At 39.7% G+C, this 21,276-nt stretch carries 15 protein-coding genes; 10 read left to right on the forward strand and 5 right to left on the reverse strand.

What is annotated here, in order from left to right:
• Nucleotides 1-51 precede the first annotated feature (51 nt).
• Together ACE1EF_RS05415 and ACE1EF_RS05420 are read right to left on the reverse strand one after the other, a co-directional pair.
• On the reverse strand, nt 52-1,134 hold the full coding sequence (locus ACE1EF_RS05415; protein ID WP_375719607.1) for a winged helix DNA-binding domain-containing protein: 1,083 nt from the start codon (nt 1,132-1,134) through the stop codon (nt 52-54).
• A gap of 101 nt (nt 1,135-1,235) precedes the next feature.
• The gene (locus tag ACE1EF_RS05420; protein WP_375719608.1) at nt 1,236-6,317 is read right to left on the reverse strand and encodes a carboxypeptidase-like regulatory domain-containing protein; all 5,082 of its coding nucleotides are present in this window, start codon (nt 6,315-6,317) and stop codon (nt 1,236-1,238) included.
• Between the two features lie 161 nt (nt 6,318-6,478).
• Here ACE1EF_RS05420 and ACE1EF_RS05425 point away from each other — a divergent pair, with 161 nt between their 5' ends.
• The 4 genes from ACE1EF_RS05425 to ACE1EF_RS05440 all read left to right on the forward strand — a co-directional run bounded on the left by ACE1EF_RS05425 (nt 6,479) and on the right by ACE1EF_RS05440 (nt 10,883).
• Nucleotides 6,479-7,036 (forward strand): cob(I)yrinic acid a,c-diamide adenosyltransferase, encoded by a 558-nt coding sequence (locus ACE1EF_RS05425; RefSeq protein WP_375719609.1) that lies wholly within the window; start codon nt 6,479-6,481, stop codon nt 7,034-7,036.
• Nucleotides 7,037-7,102: 66 nt separating this feature from the next.
• Nucleotides 7,103-7,324 carry a DUF2795 domain-containing protein gene (locus tag ACE1EF_RS05430; protein ID WP_375719610.1) on the forward strand — a complete coding sequence of 74 codons (222 nt, stop codon included), beginning with the start codon at nt 7,103-7,105 and terminating at the stop codon, nt 7,322-7,324.
• A gap of 140 nt (nt 7,325-7,464) precedes the next feature.
• Nucleotides 7,465-9,966: a TonB-dependent receptor domain-containing protein gene (locus ACE1EF_RS05435; RefSeq protein WP_375719611.1), complete on the forward strand. Its 2,502-nt coding sequence runs from the start codon at nt 7,465-7,467 to the stop codon at nt 9,964-9,966.
• Nucleotides 9,967-10,013: 47 nt separating this feature from the next.
• A complete protein-coding gene (locus tag ACE1EF_RS05440; RefSeq protein WP_375719612.1) occupies nt 10,014-10,883 on the forward strand; it encodes a VIT1/CCC1 transporter family protein in 870 nt (289 codons plus the stop codon).
• A gap of 47 nt (nt 10,884-10,930) precedes the next feature.
• Here ACE1EF_RS05440 and tyrS read toward each other — a convergent pair whose 3' ends face one another.
• Nucleotides 10,931-12,223, reverse strand: a complete 1,293-nt coding sequence (tyrS, locus tag ACE1EF_RS05445) for a tyrosine--tRNA ligase (RefSeq protein WP_375719613.1) — start codon at nt 12,221-12,223, stop codon at nt 10,931-10,933.
• A 264-nt stretch (nt 12,224-12,487) separates the two neighbouring features.
• On the opposite strand from tyrS, the gene ACE1EF_RS05450 reads away from it, so the two are divergent.
• Nucleotides 12,488-13,183: a response regulator transcription factor gene (locus tag ACE1EF_RS05450; protein ID WP_375719614.1), complete on the forward strand. Its 696-nt coding sequence runs from the start codon at nt 12,488-12,490 to the stop codon at nt 13,181-13,183.
• 53 nt (nt 13,184-13,236) lie between these two features.
• On the opposite strand, the gene ACE1EF_RS05455 is transcribed toward ACE1EF_RS05450, so the two are convergent.
• Entirely contained in the window at nt 13,237-13,848 is a 612-nt protein-coding gene (locus ACE1EF_RS05455) for a hypothetical protein (protein ID WP_375719615.1), read from the reverse strand.
• 3 nt (nt 13,849-13,851) lie between these two features.
• Nucleotides 13,852-15,297 (reverse strand): RNA polymerase factor sigma-54, encoded by a 1,446-nt coding sequence (rpoN, locus tag ACE1EF_RS05460; protein WP_375719616.1) that lies wholly within the window; start codon nt 15,295-15,297, stop codon nt 13,852-13,854.
• A gap of 225 nt (nt 15,298-15,522) precedes the next feature.
• Between rpoN and ACE1EF_RS05465 the strand changes: the two genes are divergently transcribed.
• From ACE1EF_RS05465 to ACE1EF_RS05485, 5 genes are all read left to right on the forward strand, one after another.
• Nucleotides 15,523-16,704 carry a low temperature requirement protein A gene (locus tag ACE1EF_RS05465; protein ID WP_375719617.1) on the forward strand — a complete coding sequence of 394 codons (1,182 nt, stop codon included), beginning with the start codon at nt 15,523-15,525 and terminating at the stop codon, nt 16,702-16,704.
• Between the two features lie 229 nt (nt 16,705-16,933).
• Nucleotides 16,934-17,977, forward strand: a complete 1,044-nt coding sequence (locus ACE1EF_RS05470) for a glycoside hydrolase family protein (protein WP_375719618.1) — start codon at nt 16,934-16,936, stop codon at nt 17,975-17,977.
• Nucleotides 17,978-18,277: 300 nt separating this feature from the next.
• Nucleotides 18,278-19,408, forward strand: coding sequence for a DUF819 family protein (locus ACE1EF_RS05475; RefSeq protein WP_375719619.1), 1,131 nt, complete (start codon nt 18,278-18,280; stop codon nt 19,406-19,408).
• A gap of 85 nt (nt 19,409-19,493) precedes the next feature.
• Nucleotides 19,494-20,642, forward strand: a complete 1,149-nt coding sequence (locus ACE1EF_RS05480; protein WP_375719620.1) for a 3-deoxy-D-manno-octulosonic acid transferase — start codon at nt 19,494-19,496, stop codon at nt 20,640-20,642.
• 170 nt (nt 20,643-20,812) lie between these two features.
• Nucleotides 20,813-21,276 (forward strand): DUF4397 domain-containing protein (locus ACE1EF_RS05485; RefSeq protein WP_375719621.1); only part of this gene is annotated, 464 nt, incomplete at its 3' end.

Here is a 21,276-nt window from a genome sequence, read left to right on the forward strand (position 1 = left end):
TATTTCTAAAAGTACCAACCTGCCATGGCTTGACATCTGTCAATTATGCGTTTAGTTATCAGGAATTCTAACATATTTCAAACCTGAGAAATCAGCATACAGCTCAAAAGCTTTCTCCACCCTTCTGTTCAGTGCATTACTCTCTCTGATAAAATATTCCGTTGACAGAGAGATCTTATCATTTTTTGTGCTGCGCTTCCAAATACCTACAACTGCTCCATTCTGCACAATTACAGGTCTGAATACGCCATTATTGGATACTGCCTTCGTGTGATCCCTGCTCAGAATTGCCGCCGTCCTGTCTCTGTAACTGATAATAAACTCGTCGAATGCCGGCAGTAAATGGATGTTTTGTTTGTTTGTTTTGTAGGGTATATCAACATTAGAAAACCAATAGGTTTCATCGTCAACTGTAAAAAATATAAAATCTGACTTTAAACTGTCGAGTGCCTGCCTGGCTTCTTTTACCGAAAGACCGGACCACCATATAAAATCTTTTAGTGTAGCCGGACCATGACTGCTAAAATATCTTACGGCAAGTTCTGTAAGCGCTTCATCGTGTGTTAAAATATCCTGTTTTTCTACCCGCTCTGACAACAAAGCATAGGTGGCCTGTTTCCCTTTCATTGCTCCGCTACAGATAATTTTTTCCACCTCGGCCCTGACCAGCATATGCGCTATTCTACTGTTGTCAAGAGAAATACCTGATTTTTCAATCTCATCCCCAAGTTCAGCACGGGTTAAATGGTTCCCTCCACTTAATGCCTTTTCAATTACTGCATTGCTTCTTTTGTACACAGCATCATCCAGCTCCAGTTGCTTATCACGCGAACGCATCGCTGTTTTGATGTGCTCTGCTGAAAGATCAAGCATCCAGTAAATGTCCCTGGGAGAAACAAAATGCCAGGTAGGACGTAATACATGAGTTCGCAGGATATCTCCCTTATCAATTGCTGTGTTAATATCATCTTCTGTTGAACCGGGCAAACGCACTCCAAGGGCCCATTTTGCCATGTTCAGATCCTGAGCCTGCATCATACCCATCCAGCTTACCAGTTCGCTGGCCGAATGGAACCTCGGATCTACAACCTGTTGATTAATTAAACGAAGTTTTGAAATATTTTTTTTGTTCATGCTTAAAATTCGAACCTCAAAACACAATTTACGAAGGTTTCTTTACCCTGAAATTAGTAAGATAATTGTATCAATACAAAAAGTCAATTCAAATTCTTTAACTACCTATGTTTATATACAGTCTGTAAGTGAAGTTGTTTAATCTGATCCTGCAATTTAACATCCGGCAGAAGCACATCGCTGTTTCTCCATCCGGAAGGATCATAATTGATCTCATTCAGTTTTTTTTCCTCTTTTAACAAATCACGAAGGCTTATTGCCTTAAACCGTTTTGTTTTTCTTTCCGGGAAATCCGTATTAACCATTTCACTTACAACCGAAAACCTTTCATTATTGCAGGTAAAAACCAGATTTTGAGAAGCACTATTTAATTTCCAGTCTTTACCTTTAAGAACAAAGATCGCAAAATGCTGATCCTGAATCAACGAAAACTGTCTGGCATCTTTTTTTGGAGCCAGATAATAACCTTCAACAGCCAGTTTCTTTTTATCGGATGCTACATGCCACTGAACGTGTGCAATACCTTTGGTTTCTTCATCGATAAGCATGATTCCTGAATACAAACTCTGGGAATAACGGCTAACAGCTTCAAATTCAATAATTGTTGAGAGACGTCCTTTGAAATACTGCTGACCTGCATATTTCCATTCATACCCACTTGTACGATACATAAATGTGAGGTATGCTGCCATAGGATTTAATTCCGGTATGATATTTACAGAATCATACTTCAGCCTGAATGGCACCTCTTCTTTAAAATCAGCAATATGATACCGATGTATTTCAGATACGGATTGCCTGAATTTTCTGACTACATTATCCATCCCTTCGTACCGATGGATGAATCCAAAATCGGTTAATCGTTCCAGCTTATTCTCTTTATATATCAATTGGCGAAAAACACCTTCTGATTCGTATCCTGTTAATTTAATATTCTGCGGAACTTTCAGAAAAACACTGTTCATGAATTCTGCAGCATTAAACGCAGAATCGACAGCAAAAACCTGATGAGGTATCGTCAGCCTGTAATCTTTTCCTTTCATTTCGTCCGGCGTTACAAAAAGGTTTCCCCATCCGGGCACAGAAATTAATAATGTATCGCTTCCTGTTAAATTCTTTCTACGCAACGTTACTGCTCCGTTTGTTACAGGCTGATCAGGAAAGCATTTTTTGAGTGAACTGATCGATGCGATACCCACCCGGTGTCCATTTTCTGTTTCAACAGTAATTTCGATTAAAGTATCGGTTTGCCTTATATCCATACTTTTGTTGCCTGATCCCAAATCTGCATATGTTACTGTATTCGGAAAAGCCTCAAGTTCATCTGAATCAGGAGGTAATGCATATGCCCGTGTTTTGAAATCATGACTAAAAAAGCCAGGGATAAAACCGTCAGACAAACCACTAACCTGAAGCTTATAATCCTCCAGCGGAATCTCTTTAGGTAATCTAATCATCATCTCCCCATGAATATTGGTTGATAGGTCCGGAGACCAGTACACAGTTGAAAATCTGTTACGGTTACCTGAGGTGTTGGTATATTTAGGTGTATAAAATTTTCTTGTGGGCGTGAAACCAATCATATTCGTTTCTGCTATACCAATAAAATAATGATTTGGTCTGAGTTCTTTACCTGTTATCGTTTGTATGGAAATAATATATTCCGGACCGGATTTTTCCTCACATTCAACCCCTGGGTCCAAATCCATTGCCAAAGCAATCGGACTTGACTTTGGGTTTTCAATAACCTCAACACTTTTAATCTCGCTAATATCCAGTTCACCTAAAATTTCAATATACCACTCCAACCAGGGTGACGGGGATCTGCCTGGAACACAAAATGGGATGCGTGGCCTGTGCGTAAAATAATGTAACTTCCCATCAACAAATATATATATCCTGCCAATATCGCTTAAGTATCTGTAATCCGGTATAAGTTTAAAGATATAACTCCATACGCCTGTGCCCCACAAGTTACTTTCCTGAACCATATGCAATTGTTCTGCACCCATCGTCCTTGAAGCTAAACCGTACTTTTTACGCATTTTTTCCATCGGGGTCAGGATACGTTCTGCATGTATACTGATCTCTTCCAGAACAACATCTGTTGTATCAGGCAATGGCTGTAGCTTATCGGGCATTTGCCTTTCTTTCATAACAGAAGACACCTGTTGTCCTATAGAATCAACTATTCCCGTTCCATTACCGGATAAATATGCTAATGCATTCAATTCCGGATTTTTTTCAAACTTAAAATTCCTTTCATTCATTGGAATGGTTCGTATCGGTTCATTTGTGGATCGCATGGTTAACTGGTCGTGCATAAATTTGAGTCTGTTGCTTTGTGCATCGCCCATGTTTGTGGTTAAACTAATATTATAATTCCATCGTAAATTAGCCCGGTTTTTGGTTCGGATAAAAAAATCCATGGTATCTGTAAAATAATCCACCAGGAACATAAACTCGCCCTGTATATTGGTTTTGGCTTGACCGCCAATTGTGTCTGAACCTATTCCAACCATACTGACATCAATATTTTTTGCCGGTTTATTGTTTCCTGATCTGGTTATCTTTCCCGAAATATAGAATCTCTGCTCTAAAGGAAAGATCGGTTTGTAAATTGAGTCGGCCAGCACCTCCTGCCACGTAAACCGGCGCCATCCATTGGTCATCATCGTCAGATCGGTGATCCATTTCGACACCGGGTCAGTTTTATAAAAATAACTGCAATCGCCATCAATGCCCGGAAGCTCAGACTTCAACAAAAGGTAATTAACCATATTCGACGTTGAACCTGCCTGCTCAGAACCAAGAAGTGAATTTCCGGTTACTGATACCGCAAAGCAACCGCTGACAGGCTTGCTGTTTTTATCCTGAACCCTGACTGTGTAGCAAATTGAATTGTTACTGCTATGGATTGAATCTACAGAAAAATGTAAATAATCATTGTTGTTAATAAAAACAAGGCGTTCACATAAAGGCACATTTCTATGACTGAACAGTGTAATGATAGCAATTCCTGTGGTTAACAAAGATTTATTTAACAACACCGTATTTTTTTGTTCATCCGGAACGAATGAAACTGTTTGCACAATATTGTGATGTTGGGTTATCGTAAAGTATAAAAAATCATAGTTTTGTGTGGCATCCGATCTGTTAATCTCAATCTTAAGCTGATTTGATTGGATGCCGTCTTTAACAGATAAATTATAACCTTGTTTCTGAGCCACAGGCAAATCAAACCTGGTTTTATTGCCATATTCATCTTCAATAATGGCATGATATCGGGTATTGGGTTCAGGCCGAATAAAAAACACACCTTTCCCCCTATTCTGAGTTTTAAAAACGGTGATGTAATTATTGTTCTGGTCATAAATAATACCGTTAAATTCAGGCGGTCTATCACCAGGACATGTTGCAGCAAAGGCCATTCTGCATGGTATGCTTTCCACCCAGTTGCCCCCTTCGGGTAAAAACTGAACGTCTAACGGTATAACATTAACACCGTCTGAATCGGTGGCACCAAAAATATTACCTGTTTGTTTATAAAGGCCGGATGAAGAAACTGATTCATTTTCCTGGTCTGTTTGGGGTTTATAAAATGACGAGTAAATTAATACTGGTTTCTCAAACAGAAATTCAGGTCCACTATTACGCAAAAAATTTGTATACGCTCTTAACCTGAAATGGCCGGTTTTAAATGCCTCTTCCAGCACAAACTGTCCGAATGCCCTCCCATTCTGAATTTCAAATAAATGATTTGACACCGTTTTTCCATCGGGACCAATCAGATCAACATACAATATCTTTTCAATTTTTTCCGGTGTAAAATCAGTTGAATTCAATACCCAGGAACTGAACCAAAGGGTATCTCCGGAGAGATAAATATCCCTGTCTGTAGCAAGAAAAAGTTTCTCAGGATGTGTTTTGTGATTAAATTCAGCAAGCTTTTGAGCAACAGGTTCCGGAGAAAAATGCTGATCTTCCAGTTCATAATTTTCCGGCAGAAAACTTCCGACTTTTTTTGTAGCGATTGCTCCCCCAAACATAACATCATTATTCGAAACCGTTCCTTCACGGTTAATAAAACACGTATCTCTCAGAAAATAAAGTGTTGATCTCTGGCAAATCCCGTTTTTTGACTTTTTTGTAAGATCAACAGGTGCACCATTAATCTTTGAATAATAGTTGATAGTCAGTTTCCTGTTTTTTAAGCCTGTAATCCGCAACCTGTTTCCTGAAATATAAGTAATGTAGGTATCAGGGTCAAAGGGTATTTTAACGCCCATACCGGATTCCTTATCATAAACCAGGATCTCTATCTCATAACCATTTTCAGCCAGCGTTTCTTCATAAAGCGACCTCAAAAAATGAAGACCTGAGTTATAATATACCGACTGTCTGTTTCTTTCGTATTTTCTGATTTTTGACTTCCCAAGAGAATCATATGGTTGAAAATAATAATATCCAAGAAAACTGCATCGTTTCCCTGGTGTACCAAGGTCAAGATCAAAGTCAACCAGATCAACCTGCAGTTTATAACCTAAATGTGGCATATCCAAAAGAAGCGGGGTTTCTGCCATTGCCTTAAATGAAGATAATTCAGGTATTTTCAGGTATGAACTATCCTTACTTATCACAGAGGCATTTAACAAATGCCCCATATCAATTTCATTCCGGACCGAATCCGTCAGCATGACCTTAACCGTATCATACACGTTACGAAAGAACAAAGTACTGTCGTTATACAATTCAACCTTACTTCCCCAAAGGTCAGAGCCTAAAAAAAATGTTTTGAACAGCGTCAGGTTTTTGTCTCTTTGATTTTCTGCCTGAACTTTAACTTCAGATAAATCAATTTTTTTCTCTCTCAGCAAAATGAGAAGGCCGGAGGGAATTTCCCCTTCTATCTCTAATGCTTTCGGCTCATAACTTGCATGGCTAACTATAAGGGTCGATGAAAATGGGATATTTTTAAGTGTGAATGCCCCATCAAAGCCTGTAGTGGTACCATAAGTTGTTCCGCTGATATATACAGTTGCAAAAGGAACAGGCCTGCGTGTTTCAGCATCTAAGACAGTTCCGGTCAGACAATTTTGAGCCTTGGAAACAAGAATACAACAAAAGGTCATAACACAAAGTACCAGGTAATTCCTGAGATATTGTTTTGTTGCGGCGGTCATAAGTTATTACAATAATGAGGTATGTATTACAGTTACAAAACAGAGCAAAAAAGATGCCACTAATCAGCATAATTCGGCTTAAAAATTATTTCATCACCTGAGAATTAAGTACCTTCGGGAACATTTTTGCAGGCATGGCGGTTATGCATAAAATATGACAAATGAAGAAAAGCGATATATATACTAAAACCGGAGATTCAGGGAAAACATCACTCATTGGAGGTACACGGGTTTCAAAGAGTGATATCAGACTGGAAGCATACGGCACCATTGATGAGCTGAACTGCCATTTGGGGATGATTCGTTCGTATCCTATGGATCCGGGTGACAGGGATTTCATCATTTTCATTCAGAAAAAGTTTTTTTCCGCTGCAGGCAATCTGGCTACTGATCAATCCGTTTTTCCGTTAAAAGATGCAACCATAATTACACAGGAAGATATTGAAGCCATTGAAGACCAAATAGACCGCATTGACAGCATACTTCCGCCTTTGAATCATTTTATTATACCTGGCGGTGATCCGCAAATCAGTGCCTGCCACATTGCAAGGACTGTTACAAGGAGGTGCGAAAGAGCCATTGTCAGACTGTCAGATATTGCAGAAATTGACGAACACATAATCATATTTTTCAATAGAGTTTCTGACTATTTGTTTGTATTGGGAAGAAAATTGTCTCAGGATCACAATTTTGACGAATTATCATGGATCCCCTCTTGATTATATGGAATTTTATTTTACTTTTGCGCAAAATAAAAAAGGATTTAACTAGCTAAACCAACTATTATGTACTGGACTCTAGAATTAGCTTCGAAACTTGAAGATGCACCATGGCCGGCTACAAAAGATGAATTAATCGATTTTGCCATGCGTTCGGGTGCACCGCTTGAGGTCATTGAAAACCTGCAGGAAATCGAAGATGAAGGTGAAATTTACGAAAGTATTGAAGATATTTGGCCCGACTATCCGAGCAAAGACGACTTTTTCTTTAATGAAGATGAATATTAAAAGCCGCTTAAGCGGCTTTTTTATTGCCCCATATTCCGGGACCTATTTGTAAAAATTTCCCAAAAAAATAAAAAAATGTAACATTAAGGGAATAACCGTTGTTTAATGGTTGTCAATCTTGAAACTGAATAAGAATTAATATGCGTTATAAATTGTTGCTTTTGCTGATTTCCATGATAGGTTTTCAGCTTAATACCTACTCACAGCCCACACCGGTAATGACAGGAGAAGATTCAGAGGGTATACTTACAGGTAAAATAGTTGATGAATCCAACAACCAGCCCATAGAATATGCCAATGTGGCTATTTACAATAAAGACGGTGAACTTGTCACCGGTGGAATTACAGATAACAACGGTCATTTCTCTATCCGCGATCTTGATCCGGGAGAATATTATATTGAGGTCAAATTTATTGGATTTGACGAAACACGAATTGATAATTTTGAAATCACGTCCAAATCCAGAAGGTTCAATACAGGTATAATTAGACTCACGCCATCTGTTTCAAATCTGGAAAGTGTGGATGTGGTTGCTGAAAAAAAAGCCATACAATACAAAATTGATAAAAAAATTGTAAATCCCAGCCAGTATCTGACTTCGGCCGGAGGTTCTGCTGTAGACATTCTGGCCAATACACCATCCATTACTGTAGATGTAGAAGGAAACGTAACGCTGCGTGGAAGTTCGAATTTTACCGTTCTCATTGACGGAAAACCAACCCCGTTTGAAGCCACGGATGCACTGGAACAGGTTCCTGCCAGCCAGATAGAAAATATTGAAATTATTACCAACCCTTCGGTAAAATATGACCCGGACGGAACAGCCGGTATTATTAATATCATTACTAAAAAGTCAAAACTCAAAGGGCTGAACGGAATAATTAACATGGATGCCAATTCCTTAGGAAGTATCGGAGGTGACTTTCTGCTTAATTTCCAGCGTCCCAATTACAGCTTTTATGTTGGAGGAAGCCGCTCAGATCGTCAGCACAAGGGCCATTTTGAAGGCTTGACAGAAACATATAAAGACGATACTACATTCTTTAACAGTCAGATTGGTGATGGCGGACGCGGATTCTCATCCAATAACCTTAAAACCGGTTTTACCATTAACCCCGATACAACATCATCCTTACAGTTGAATCTGAATGGTGGACTTAACAACAGAAAGTTTTCCAATGATGTGGATTATATAACCTGGGAGATGGCCAATGGAGCTGAATTTAACCGCGAAACGTCAATGAGTACCAGTCTTAATAAAGGAAATGGTCAATATGTAAGCGGAGACCTCACCTACGATAAAAAGTTTAAGGGCGAAGGCCACAAACTGATTTCTACGTTCTTTTATCAATATGAGAAATCCGACGAAGAAAATGTGAATGAACAGGTAAACGGTTCAACTTTTATCAATGGATTAAAATCCTGGGAAGTTGGTGATGGAACAGAAATGCGCTTTAAAACGGATTATACGCTGCCAATAACCACTCAGTTAAGCCTTGAGGCCGGATACCAGTGGAGATACGACAAGGAATACGAATGGTACGACAGGGTTGACTACCAGCAGGCCGGGTTTACTTATGATCCTGGACCACAGTCCCTGGAATATAAAACAACCGACTTTTTCAGACAGATCCACTCCATTTACGCAACGCTGGGAGGCGAATTGGGTCGATTTGGTTATAAACTGGGGCTGAGAGGAGAATATACAGACAGATCCATAGATTTTAATTACTATAATGCACAGGCTGTGTTTGCAGATTCCAGCTTTACCATTAACAGATGGGATCTGTTCCCAAGCATTCACTTCTCATATGCCTTACCTGCAGATTTCCAGGTGATGGCCAGTTACTCCAAGCGTATTGAGCGTCCAAGAAGCTGGTATATGGAACCCTTTGAAACCTGGGTCAATGCCTACAATGTGCGTCAGGGTAATCCGAATATTCAACCGGAATACATTGATTCCTACGAGCTGGGCTTTCAGAAGTCATTCAAGAAAGGATTCTTTTCTCTGGAGGGATTCTACAGGATGACTGAAAACCGCATCGACCGCATTCAGAGCGTTTATGTCAACCCGGTTACAAGGGATACAGCAACCAATATCATATTGATGAAAACAGAAAATTCAGGTAAAGACTTTGCATTGGGTGTGGAAGGCATGCTGAACTATGAATTCACTAACTGGTACAGCCTGAACCTGAATGGTAGTCTGTTCAATTACAAAATAGAAACCAGTATAGATGGGGCTCCACTTGTAAGAGAAAGTCAGAACTGGGGATTACGGATGAGTAATACTTTTAAACCCTTTAAAAACAACAGGATTCAGTTTGATGTGATGTACCGCAGTCCGTCGGTATCGGCACAGGGTGAACGTGATGGTTTTGCATTTACAAACCTTGCAGTACGCCAGGATTTCATGAAAAGGAAACTGAGTGTTACACTGTCTGTGAACGACCTTCTCAATACAGCCAAATTTCATATGCGCTCTTCCGGCACCAACTTTAAAAGTGAACGGACCTGGGATATGCAGTCCCCTGTGGTACAGCTACAGCTGTCGTATAAGTTAAATAATTTCATGCCGGACAAAAAACAAAATCAGCAGCAGGAAAACGGTGGTGGAATGGATATGGATAATTCATTTTGATGCTGATATCCGGGAAAAATTAGTTTTCTTTACGAAAAATTTTCACAATGGAACTTACCCGGGATCAGGAAAGCATCATTTATTCATTCCAACGGAACGAACTAACTGAATATCTGATTTATAAAAAGCTGGCTGCACATACAAAAAATCAGGAAAACAGCCAGGTATTAATGCAGATTGCAGAAGACGAGCAGCGTCATGCCATCATTTGGGGGAAATACCTTAAAAAACAGGCAACCCCCAATAAGTTTAAAGTCACGATGTTTTATCTCATCTCAAGGATACTGGGAATAACTTTTGCCATAAAGCTGATGGAACGTGGTGAAGAAAATGCCCAGGATGCCTATTCTGCCATAAACAATATTCCGGAAGCTGCTACCATACAAAAAGAAGAGAACATCCATGAGAATGCCCTGATCAAAATGATCGATGAGGAGCATTTAAAATATATCGGGTCCATAGTTCTGGGTCTTAACGATGCGCTGGTTGAGCTGACCGGCGTACTGGCCGGACTGACTTTAGCGCTTCGTAATCCTAAGCTTATTGCTCTTACCGGAGCAGTAACCGGCATTGCTGCGGCACTGTCCATGGCTGCATCAGAATACCTGTCCACAAAATCGGAAGAAACAGATAAGCATGCAGGTAAAGCATCCCTGTATACCGGCATCGCTTACATTTTTACAGTCATTGCGCTGGTGACGCCTTTCCTCGTATTCAGTGACATTTATTTTTCACTAGCTCAGTCCTTTGTGGCTGCCGTGTTCATTGTTGCCGCATTTAACTATTATATTTCGGTGGTTAAGGAAGTTAATTTCAAACGCCGTTTCCTGGAAATGATCGGTATATGCTTTGGCGTTGGTGCGCTGAGTTTTCTGATCGGATATATTCTCAGACTATTTTTTAACATAGACGTATAAAAAAAGGCCCTTGAAGGCCTTTTTCTCTTTACACTTTCTTAAATATCCTACTTTGCAATCAGGATAAAGTAGTTTTTCTTTCCCTTCTGAATTAACAAATATTTATCATTTAACAGAGAATTAGCATTGACCACTAATTCATATTCTGAGATTTTCTCTTTATTCATGCTTACACCCCCACCCTGCAAAAGGCGTCTCAATTCGCCTTTCGAAGCGAAGACAGAAGACTTGTCCACCAACAGTTCCGGAAATGCTATACCGCTGTCGAACAAGGCCTTATCGACCTCAAAAGTTGGCACACCTTCAAAGATGGAAAGAAACGTTTTCTCATTCAGCTTCTTCAGGGAATCTGTGGTTCCTTTTCCAAAGAGGATCAGTGAAGCTTCTACTGCCATATTGTATTCTTCTTCAGAATGAACCATGATAGTAATCTCCTGAGCTAAACGCTTTTGCAATACACGAAGATGTGGTACTTCCCTGTGTTCAGCTATTAATGCATCGATCTCATCCTTGCCTAAAAGCGTAAATATCTTAATGTATTTTTCAGCATCCTCATCAGATGTATTTAACCAGAACTGGTAGAACTCATACGGAGAAGTCCGTTCAGGGTCAAGCCAAACATTGCCGGATTCTGTTTTACCAAACTTCCCTCCGTCTGCTTTGGTAACCAAAGGAATGGTCAGTGCAAAAGCATCGTTGCCGGTTTTTCTTCTAATCAGCTCCGTACCGGTTGTAATATTACCCCACTGATCCGATCCGCCCATCTGCAACTTACAGTTTTTATGATCGTTGAGCCACAGGAAATCAAATCCCTGCACCAGCTGATAGGTAAATTCCGTAAAAGACATGCCGGACTTGGATTCTTCGCCAAGCCGCTTTTTAACACTGTCCTTTGCCATCATATAGTTTACAGTGATATGCTTTCCTATATCACGAATAAATTCCAGGAAACTGTACTCCTTCATCCAGTCATAGTTATTGACCATTTCGGCTGCATTGGGTTCATCCGAACTAAAGTCAATGAACTTCATCAACTGCTTTTTTATACCATCCAGGTTCTTCTGAAGTGTCTCTTCATTCAGAAGGTTACGCTCCTGGCTCTTTCCTGACGGATCGCCAATCATTCCGGTTGCACCACCTACCAGCGCAATTGGCTTATGTCCTGCAAGTTGAAAGCGTTTAAGAAGCATGATTTGTGCAAAACTACCCACATGTAAAGAATCAGCAGTCGGATCAAAACCGATGTATGCCGTAGTCATCTCTTTATCTAACTGTTCCTCTGTTCCGGGCATCATATCGTGTAGCATACCCCGCCATTTCAACTCTTCAATAAAATTCATAATTCTAGTTTTGAGCCACAAAGATAATAAGCAAAATTGAATAACGGGTGCATAAAAAAAATTTACATAATCGGGGCTAATCTGTAATTAAAGTCACACCAAGATTAACTAACCATTACGAGACTTTATAATGTAAATATGAACTAAAATAAACATTCTAAGTGGGTAGAATTCCCCATATTTACTAAGAAAGTTTAAAATATTTAATAAATAATTAACAGATATAAAAAAAATTATCTAAATTAGCACCAAAATACATAGGCCATGAGTGAAACTAACTTTAAAGTCCTTATTGTAGATGACGAACCAGATATCCTGGAATTCTTAAAATACAACTTAATAAAGGAGGGATATCAGATCTTTGCTGCCGGAAACGGATTGGAGGCAGTTGAAATTGCAAAACGCGAACATCCGCATCTGATAATTCTTGATGTTATGATGCCTGAAATGGACGGAATCGAAACATGTGAGGAATTGAGAAAGACACCAGAACTGGATGACACGATTGTTGTATTTTTCACCGCCCGCGGAGAAGATTATTCGCAGGTAGCAGGATACGAAGCCGGTGCAGATGATTATATTACCAAGCCTATCAAACCTAAAGTGCTTAAAAGTAAAGTATCTGCATTGTTAAAACGTCATCACCATTCAGAAGCAGCAGGGACTACAGCAACAAAACTTGAAATTGGCGATCTGATAATTGACCGTGAAAGATATCTTGTTATTCATGAAGGTGAAGAACTGATTCTGCCCAAGAAAGAGTTTGAACTGTTAATGCTTCTTGCATCAAAACCTGAAAAGGTATTTACACGAGAAGAGATTTACCGAACTGTATGGGGCAATAAAATTGTTGTCGGAGACCGTACCATTGACGTACATATCAGAAAATTACGCGAAAAAATCGGTGATGATTACATCAAAACAATTAAGGGTGTAGGTTACCGGTTTGTAGAACAATAAAACCATTTAACCATTACAATACAGGAGCTATTCATTGATGAGTAGCTCTTTTTTTATGCTATACTCCAGAAGACAGCCACCATCATCAAAAATCCAAGCCAGTATCCTGCTGTTACCTGCATCAGGGTATGCGCTTTCAGTTGAATGCGAGCCCAGCCCAGACTTCCGCCCATCAGAACAATCAGGCCTACCAGTGGTGAAAGGTTCTGGTTCAATACCAGGGCAAACATAAAAACTGCACCGGCAAATCCCCCAATTCCCGTCATATGGGCACTGATCTTCCAAAACGGTGTGATGATACCTGAAATAAGCAGGGTAATCACACCTCCCAACACAAAGCGGGTAACAATCTGTGGCACCTTAAAGCGCAGTAATAATACATACGCTGCCACATAAGATAGAAACGTCAGGATCATTGGTACCAGCCTTTCATTCTTATCACGGATATTAATATCCGAAATCTGCCCGGTTTTCATCAGAACCCAGAATGAGATCAAGGGAATAAGCAAGGTAAAAACAACGATGACGAGAATATTAAACCATTTGTAAACCGGTGGAAAAAACCCGTAAAGGTTATCAAATCCAAACAGTAAAGCCAGTCCAAACGTCGGCATGAAAAGCGGGTGAAAAACAACTGAAAGGGTCTTCGCAATCTTATCATTCATAACCTATAATTCCTTTCTTAATCGGGCTACCGGTATACCCAGCTGTTCCCTGTATTTTGCAACGGTTCGGCGGGCAATGTGATAACCTTTATCGTTCAACAGCTGAGCCAGTTTATCATCAGTTAACGGCCGTCGTTTATTTTCCGCTTCTATCGCTTCACTTAAAATTGTCTTAATCTCTTTGGTGGACACTTCCTCTCCGGAATCGGTCTGCATTGCATCGGAAAAGAAATATTTAACAGGAAAAATCCCGAAATGAGTCTGGATGTATTTACTGTTACTTACCCTTGAAATAGTCGAGATGTCATAACCGGTGACTGCTGCAATATCTTTCAGGTGCATCGGTTTTAACTTCGTCTCATCTCCGTCAGCAAAATAGTCGTGCTGCATATCCACGATAGCCTGCATTGTTGTCATCAGTGTATTGTGCCTTTGCTTAATTGCTTCGATGAACCACTTGGCCGAGTCCAGCTTTTGCTTAACAAACAGTACTGCATCCTTCTGCTCGCGCGACTGTTTTCCTTTGGAAGATGCATAAGTTTCAAGCATATCAGAATAAGTCTGGCTCACCTTCAAATCGGGAACATTCTTATTATTCAGCGACAATACCAACTCATCATCTTTCAGGTCGAGAATAAAATCGGGGACAATCTGCTGAACCGATTTCATTTGCTGGTTACTATATGAACTACCCGGCTTAGGATTCAACTTCTGTATTTCATCCATTGCGTCCTTAAACTCCTGTTGGGTCCAGCCGGTCTTTTTCAGAATTTTTTCGTAATGTTTTTTGGTAAACGAGTCAAAATGCTCATCTACAATCTCTTCAGCCCGAAGAATCACATCCCTTGAACGGTCCTTACGGCGAATCTGTAAGATAAGGCATTCCCGCAGATCGCGTGCACCAACTCCCGGTGGGTCAAATTTCTGAATCTTCTTCAGTATTTTCATCAGATGTGCATCCTGCACATCCAGATTCATGATAAACGCCAGATCATCGGACATTGCTTCTACATCGCGACGGATATAACCATCTTCGTCGATATTACCAATAACGTATTCAGCCAGCTGCCTGTCTTCCTCATTCAGATCAATCTCACCAAGCTGGTTCAGCAGAAACTCATGGAAAGATTTACCGACAGAAAACGGGATCTCTGTTTTTTTATCGTCTTTGGAGTAATTCCGTGAGCGGAGTTTATATGCCGGAATATCATCCTGGTTAATGTACTCATCCAGAGAGAAGTCGTCATCCACGCCACTCTCTTCATACGGATCCTCTTCCTTAACAGAAAGGTCCTCATCTTTCCCCTCCTCCAGCACCGGATTCTCTTCCAGCTCTTTCTTTATGCGCTGTTCCAGTTCAATGGCCGGCACCTCAAGAAGTTTTATCACCTGAATCTGCAGTGGTGACAACTTCTGCTGAAGCTTTTGTTGTAACGTTAGTTTTTGCATCTCTCTGAGTTAACAAACCAAATTTAACAAAATTGGTTTATACAGAATAACAGAACTTCTTAAAAACAACAAAATGTTTAAAAACTCTGCGAATTAAGGATCAAAACAAGTTATAAGGCTCCCTTAAAAAGAAGTCTGATTGTTTACCATTCGGAGTTCATTTACTATTTGAAGTACCATCTTTTCATTGTATATTTATCTCATCCCACACCAAACATAAAATATATGCGATTAACCACAAATTCTGCATCGTGGTGGGGTCCACCAAAAAAATTTGACCGCCCGCAGGAAGAAAGACGAGTCAGTTGGCTGGAACTGTTTTACGACCTGGTTTATGTGATAGCCATTTCACGGATCACCCATCATTTTTCCTTGCACATCACCAGCGAAAGTTTTTTTGAATATGCAGTTATGTTCATCCTTATCTACTGGGGCTGGGTGAACGGAAGCCTTTATCACGATATTCACGGAAATGAAGGATTACGGACCCGTTTGATGACCCTCTGGCAAATGGTGATTATTGCAGCATTGGCAGTAGTTATCGATCAAACACAGGAGAACCGCTTTTTTAATATTATGATCGTGCTGATGATCATGCAGCTGTATATCACTTACATGTGGTGGAGCGTTGGATTTTATGATAAATCGCACCGACGTTACAACAGACCATATACGATTCTTTACCTCATTTCACTCGGTTTAATGGGGCTGACACTGTTTTTAAACCCTGAATGGCAGAAGCTCCTTTTCCCCCTGATCATTGCATGCAATTATGCCCCTCCAATGTTCTCTGTGGTATTACTGAACCGGGACAGATCAGATATCGCTCTGTCATCAAGCATGTTTGAACGTATGGGCCTGTTAGTAATTATTATGTTTGGTGAAGTTGTACTGGGCGTAGTAAACGGCATTACACAAACAAACGCCTCTGAGTTTACAACCTGGCTTAACTTTACACTTGAAATTGCAATTGTATTTGCCCTCTGGTGGATATTTTTTACGCTTGTTGCACAAAGAGATGCTCAAAAAGGCTTTTTAAAAGCCTCGTTACTTGAATACTTGTTTATACCGTTGCTTCTATCGCTCGGTCTGATTGCTGTCAGCTTTACCGTTTTCTTTGATACGCATCATGAGATTCCGCTTCAAAATCTTGGTTATGCTATTGCCACATTCCTGGTCTGTATCAGACTTATGATGCTATTTCTGGTATTGCCGGAAGGAATGCGCCCACTGAAAAAGCCAATCGATATATCCTTACTCATCACAGCTACCGTGTTTTTGGTTTCAACATTTACTAAAATTCATATCAACAGAACGTATTACCTGGCTGGTGTATTAATCATTCTGGTGAGCGAAATTTTATTCCTGAATTTAAGGTATATGGCATTGCAAAGAAAAAAGGTTTGAGCTGTAAAGGTTATTTCTGAACAAAACTTTGAAGTAATTCTTCAAAAATATCCACTTAATTGTTTCATTTTCTGAATCATATTATTTATATTTGATCTAATTCTATTCAGCAAAGCAATCCTGGTCTTATTTTCTCTCATCATTGGTATATTTAATATCAATCGCAAAAGTATCTGTTAAATCTAAGCAATTAGATTCAGCTTTTTTAGTAAAATCAATTACATTAAACATGTTAATTAAAAGGATTAGTGTACCTGTATTGGTGCTATATTTCATTTTCTACATCCTTACCGGATGCAGCAAAGATGAGACGACAGTAAAAGGCGATGACCGTGATACTACCGGGCAAAATACTGCCCTACCCCATACCATATGGAGCCTGTATTCCAACAATCCTGTTATTTCAACAAGTGGCGAGCCAGATGAATGGGATGGATTACTTGTAGATGCACCAACTATTGTGAATTTTAAGGACACACTCAGGATGTGGTATGAGGGAAGTACCTCTGCTCCATTTGATGGAACGATAAATATAGGTTATGCCTGGTCTACAGATGGAATGAAATGGGATAAATTACCTCATCCTGTTCTTAAAGCACGACCAGACGGCTGGGCATATCCTCACCTTGCCTGCCCCATTGTAATAATTGATGAGGATACGCTAAAAATGTGGATTGGAGGTGGCACTGTTACATCAACAGGCATGATGATTGGTTACGCCACATCAAACAATGGAATAAACTGGAAATGGAAAGATAATCCTGTAATTACAGGTAATTTTGACTGGAATAAAGACGGAGTTTTACCCGGGCCGGTTATTAAAGAAGATGGCTTATATAAAATGTGGTTTATCGGTGGGGTTGGACCATATGCATTCCCAACAACTAATACAATGTGGCAAACCGGCTATGCAACATCTCTGAATGGAATACAATGGTCAGTTCGTAAGGAACCAGTGTTTAAGGTGGGAGAGTCTTTTGACAAGAGCACTGCAGTTTGCGGTAGTGTCATTAAGATTAAGGATACATACGAAATGTGGTACTCAGGCTCAACGATGCTGACCGGAGGATATCCAATTGCGAAAATTGGCTATGCTACATCCGAAGATGGAATCAGGTGGCAAAGATATTCACATAATCCAGTTATAAGTCGCTCAAAAAACAGTACCGGGCTTTTTAGTCCTCGGGTATTGATTGACCATAATAAATTTGTCATGTGGTTTTCAGCATGGCATCCGGGTCCATCAATAAATTATGCCGTGGCTACCAATTAACATGTGGACTTTTGATTTCATTGTTTACCCTACATACAGAAATTCGTAAGCATAGTTTTGAGTTGAATGGGTTTAATATGAGAATTCATTTCTTTTAAATAGAGGTTCAGATTATTCCTTACTATCTTCTTACAATTACTGTAAACTTACTAAATAATATTACAATCAGATGATAACCTAAGATACTCATTTATTTTCTGTAATGTGGTTGATAACATGGCATAAAAACATCACCATCCGGGACTGATTTTAAAAATAATTTCACATCTTTGTTTGATGTCTTACATGGAGTGAACTGTTATGACCATTCTTTTAATACTGTTTTTTCTGATTCTACCTTTAATCATTTCTTACCTAACGCAACGTTACAAGGCTTTAAATAAAATTGGGGCAGTATTAATCTGCTATGCTATTGGCATTTTATTGGGACACACCCCAATGTTCAATGAAACAACGTATGAACTTCAGGATAATATAGCCTCGGGATCCATTCTGCTGGCTTTACCAATTTTATTATTTGATGCCAATCCAAGACACTGGAAAGCAACAGCCGGTGTAACCCTGAAATCTATGATCATTGCAGTAACTGTGTTGATGTTGGTTGTTGCTGTAGGACATACGATGTTCGGATCAAAACTAAAAGACGGATGGAAAATAGGCGCTATGCTTATCGGGGTTTATACCGGTGGTACGCCAAATCTGGCATCCATAAAAACCGGTCTGGAGGTCTCGAACGATGTCTATATCGGCGTTCATACCATGGATACTATTTTAAGTGCCGTTTATCTCTTCTTTCTTATGACACTTGGAAAGGTCTGGTTCAGGAAAGTGATGAAACATAATCCGAATGTTCAGGCGGTAGATGTCAGCACAGAACAACAACCGAAGCGTCTTAAAGAATGGATCGTGACTTTCGATTATAAACATGCTATTCTCGGTTTGCTGATCAGCCTTGGTATTGCCGGCGTCAGTGCATTCACCGGCTTAAGTCTGCATGAAAAATACCAGATGATCGTCATCATTCTGATGATCACTACGCTGGCTATTGCCATATCAATGTTCAGTTTTGCTTCCACACTGAAAAAATCGTTTCCGGCAGGGATGTATTTCATATATGTATTCAGTCTGGCCATTGCCACCCGTGCTAATTTTTATGAGATTGCACACCTGAGCAGCACCATATTTTACTATGTTGCATTCGTAATATTCTCTACCTTTGCACTGCATTTTATTTTTTCAAAAGTATTTGGAGTTGATGCCGACACCATGATGATTACCTCCACGGCACTCATCTGTTCTCCTCCTTTTGTCCCCGTTATTGCAGGAACACTGAACAATAAAAACCTGTTGATACCGGGAATTACAGTAGGCGTAATTGGATATGCAGTGGGAAATTATCTGGGTTTTTTATTTGCATACATTTTACACTGAAATGAAACTTTTATATTCTACCGGAATCAGATTATTCAGGTTTTTCCTGATTCTTGCCGCACCCTTTAATTCAAAATTGAAACTAATGATTGAAGGTCGGAGGAACTGGAAAGAAAAGTTGCAAAATGCCACAGATGTAAACAGCACTTATGTTTGGTTTCATTGCAGTTCCCTGGGCGAATTTGAACAGGGCCGCCCGTTATTGGAAGCATATAAGGCAAAAAATCCCGGACATAAAATTGTGCTCACATTCTTTTCTCCATCAGGATATGAGATTCGTAAAAATTATAGTGGTGCAGATATCATACTCTATCTGCCTTTTGACACCAAAAACAATGTGCGGTTTTTTCTGGATATCATAAATCCTGAAAAAGCTTTTTTTGTAAAGTATGATTTCTGGTTCAGATTCCTCTCCGGCCTGCAACAAAGAAACATTCCTGTTTATCTTGTATCTGCCATATTCCGTGAAAATCAACTGTTCTTTAAATGGTACGGAGGCTGGTACCGCAAATTGCTGAAACTGTTTACCATGCTCTTTGTACAAACCGATGAATCTGTTGAACGATTGGCCAGAATCGGAATTCATAATGCCATAAAGGCAGGCGATACCAGGTTCGATCGTGTCACATCCCTGCCCTCCAGCGAATTTAATGATCCCGCACTGGATGCTTTTGCAAAAGACTCAAAAGTTATTGTTTGTGGCAGCACCTGGCCACCCGACGAAGAACTGATCTCTCGTTACTTACGCGAAGAAGCTGTAAATCATTCTGTAAAATTCATTATTGCTCCTCACGAGATACATGATAAACATGTGCAGCAAATCATTAACGGCCTTGGAGATAACCGTTTCTGTCGTTATACTTCAACAGGTAAAGATGAAGCTGCAACAGCCAGAATACTCATTATTGATACCATTGGAAAACTTTCGTTTGTTTACCGTTATGGCTTCCTGTCCTATATCGGAGGTGGTTTTGGTGTAGGTATACATAATACACTGGAGGCTGCTGTTTATAACCTCCCAGTTATTTTCGGGCCTAATTTTGAGAAATTTAATGAAGCTCGTGACTTAATTTCTGAAAATGCAGCATTTACCATAATGGATTATACCGATCTGAAACGCATTTTAAATGAGCTGATAAATGATCCGGAAAAAACGACAAGAGCCGGCAAAGCAGCAGGTGAATATGTCAGACAGCATGCAGGTGCAACTGAAACCATCCTGAGTCACATTTAACGTCCCTTGCATTTTTTTAACAAAACACTTAAGCAACTGAATACATTGTACTTATGTGTTTCTGTTGAGTTTTAACCCTACGTTTTTGTTTAATTTTAACTACATTTTATTAAACAGTTTCGTTTGAATATTCATTTTATTATTTAAACAAACAATTAAAATTAAACATTATGAAAAACTTATTTCTACTACTTTCAATGATTATGCTTTCGGCTATAACTTCAGCTGAAACAAAACTTCAGATTATTCACAATTCTGCCGATACAGCTGCAGACAGTGTGGACATTTATGTGAATGGGGCCCTCTATGAAGGAGATCTTAAGTTCAGGGAAGCAACAGAATTCAGAACTGTTCCTTCGGGTGTTGAACTAACCATAGATATTGCTCCGGGCAATAGTGCAGATGCAGGTTCAGGCATTTTCCAGAAGAAAGTAACTCTGGAAGACAATAAAAATTATATCGTTGTTGCCAATGGCATTTTAAGTTCTTCGGGATATGAGCCTGCCACCCCCTTTGATCTTTATATTTATGATATGGCGATGGAAACTGCACCCGAAGGTAAAACCAATGTGATGGTTTTTCATGGTGCCACCGATGCTCCCACTGTTGACGTGGTGGAAACATCTGTTCCGGC

Origin of the sequence: Quyinboa sediminis, from assembly GCF_042219855.1 — a bacterium.
Taxonomy (GTDB): Bacteria; Bacteroidota; Bacteroidia; order Bacteroidales; family UBA5342; genus JBHJHP01.

What these genes read in the sequence shown, in the direction of transcription:
- ACE1EF_RS05415 (WP_375719607.1), bottom strand. Translation starts at nt 1,134, where the DNA reads ATGAACAAAAAAAATATTTCAAAACTTCGTTTAATTAATCAACAGGTT.
- ACE1EF_RS05420 (WP_375719608.1), bottom strand. Translation starts at nt 6,317, where the DNA reads ATGACCGCCGCAACAAAACAATATCTCAGGAATTACCTGGTACTTTGT.
- ACE1EF_RS05425 (WP_375719609.1), top strand. Translation starts at nt 6,479, where the DNA reads ATGAAGAAAAGCGATATATATACTAAAACCGGAGATTCAGGGAAAACA.
- ACE1EF_RS05430 (WP_375719610.1), top strand. Translation starts at nt 7,103, where the DNA reads ATGTACTGGACTCTAGAATTAGCTTCGAAACTTGAAGATGCACCATGG.
- ACE1EF_RS05435 (WP_375719611.1), top strand. Translation starts at nt 7,465, where the DNA reads ATGCGTTATAAATTGTTGCTTTTGCTGATTTCCATGATAGGTTTTCAG.
- ACE1EF_RS05440 (WP_375719612.1), top strand. Translation starts at nt 10,014, where the DNA reads ATGGAACTTACCCGGGATCAGGAAAGCATCATTTATTCATTCCAACGG.
- tyrS (WP_375719613.1), bottom strand. Translation starts at nt 12,223, where the DNA reads ATGAATTTTATTGAAGAGTTGAAATGGCGGGGTATGCTACACGATATG.
- ACE1EF_RS05450 (WP_375719614.1), top strand. Translation starts at nt 12,488, where the DNA reads ATGAGTGAAACTAACTTTAAAGTCCTTATTGTAGATGACGAACCAGAT.
- ACE1EF_RS05455 (WP_375719615.1), bottom strand. Translation starts at nt 13,848, where the DNA reads ATGAATGATAAGATTGCGAAGACCCTTTCAGTTGTTTTTCACCCGCTT.
- rpoN (WP_375719616.1), bottom strand. Translation starts at nt 15,297, where the DNA reads ATGCAAAAACTAACGTTACAACAAAAGCTTCAGCAGAAGTTGTCACCA.
- ACE1EF_RS05465 (WP_375719617.1), top strand. Translation starts at nt 15,523, where the DNA reads ATGCGATTAACCACAAATTCTGCATCGTGGTGGGGTCCACCAAAAAAA.
- ACE1EF_RS05470 (WP_375719618.1), top strand. Translation starts at nt 16,934, where the DNA reads ATGTTAATTAAAAGGATTAGTGTACCTGTATTGGTGCTATATTTCATT.
- ACE1EF_RS05475 (WP_375719619.1), top strand. Translation starts at nt 18,278, where the DNA reads ATGACCATTCTTTTAATACTGTTTTTTCTGATTCTACCTTTAATCATT.
- ACE1EF_RS05480 (WP_375719620.1), top strand. Translation starts at nt 19,494, where the DNA reads ATGATTGAAGGTCGGAGGAACTGGAAAGAAAAGTTGCAAAATGCCACA.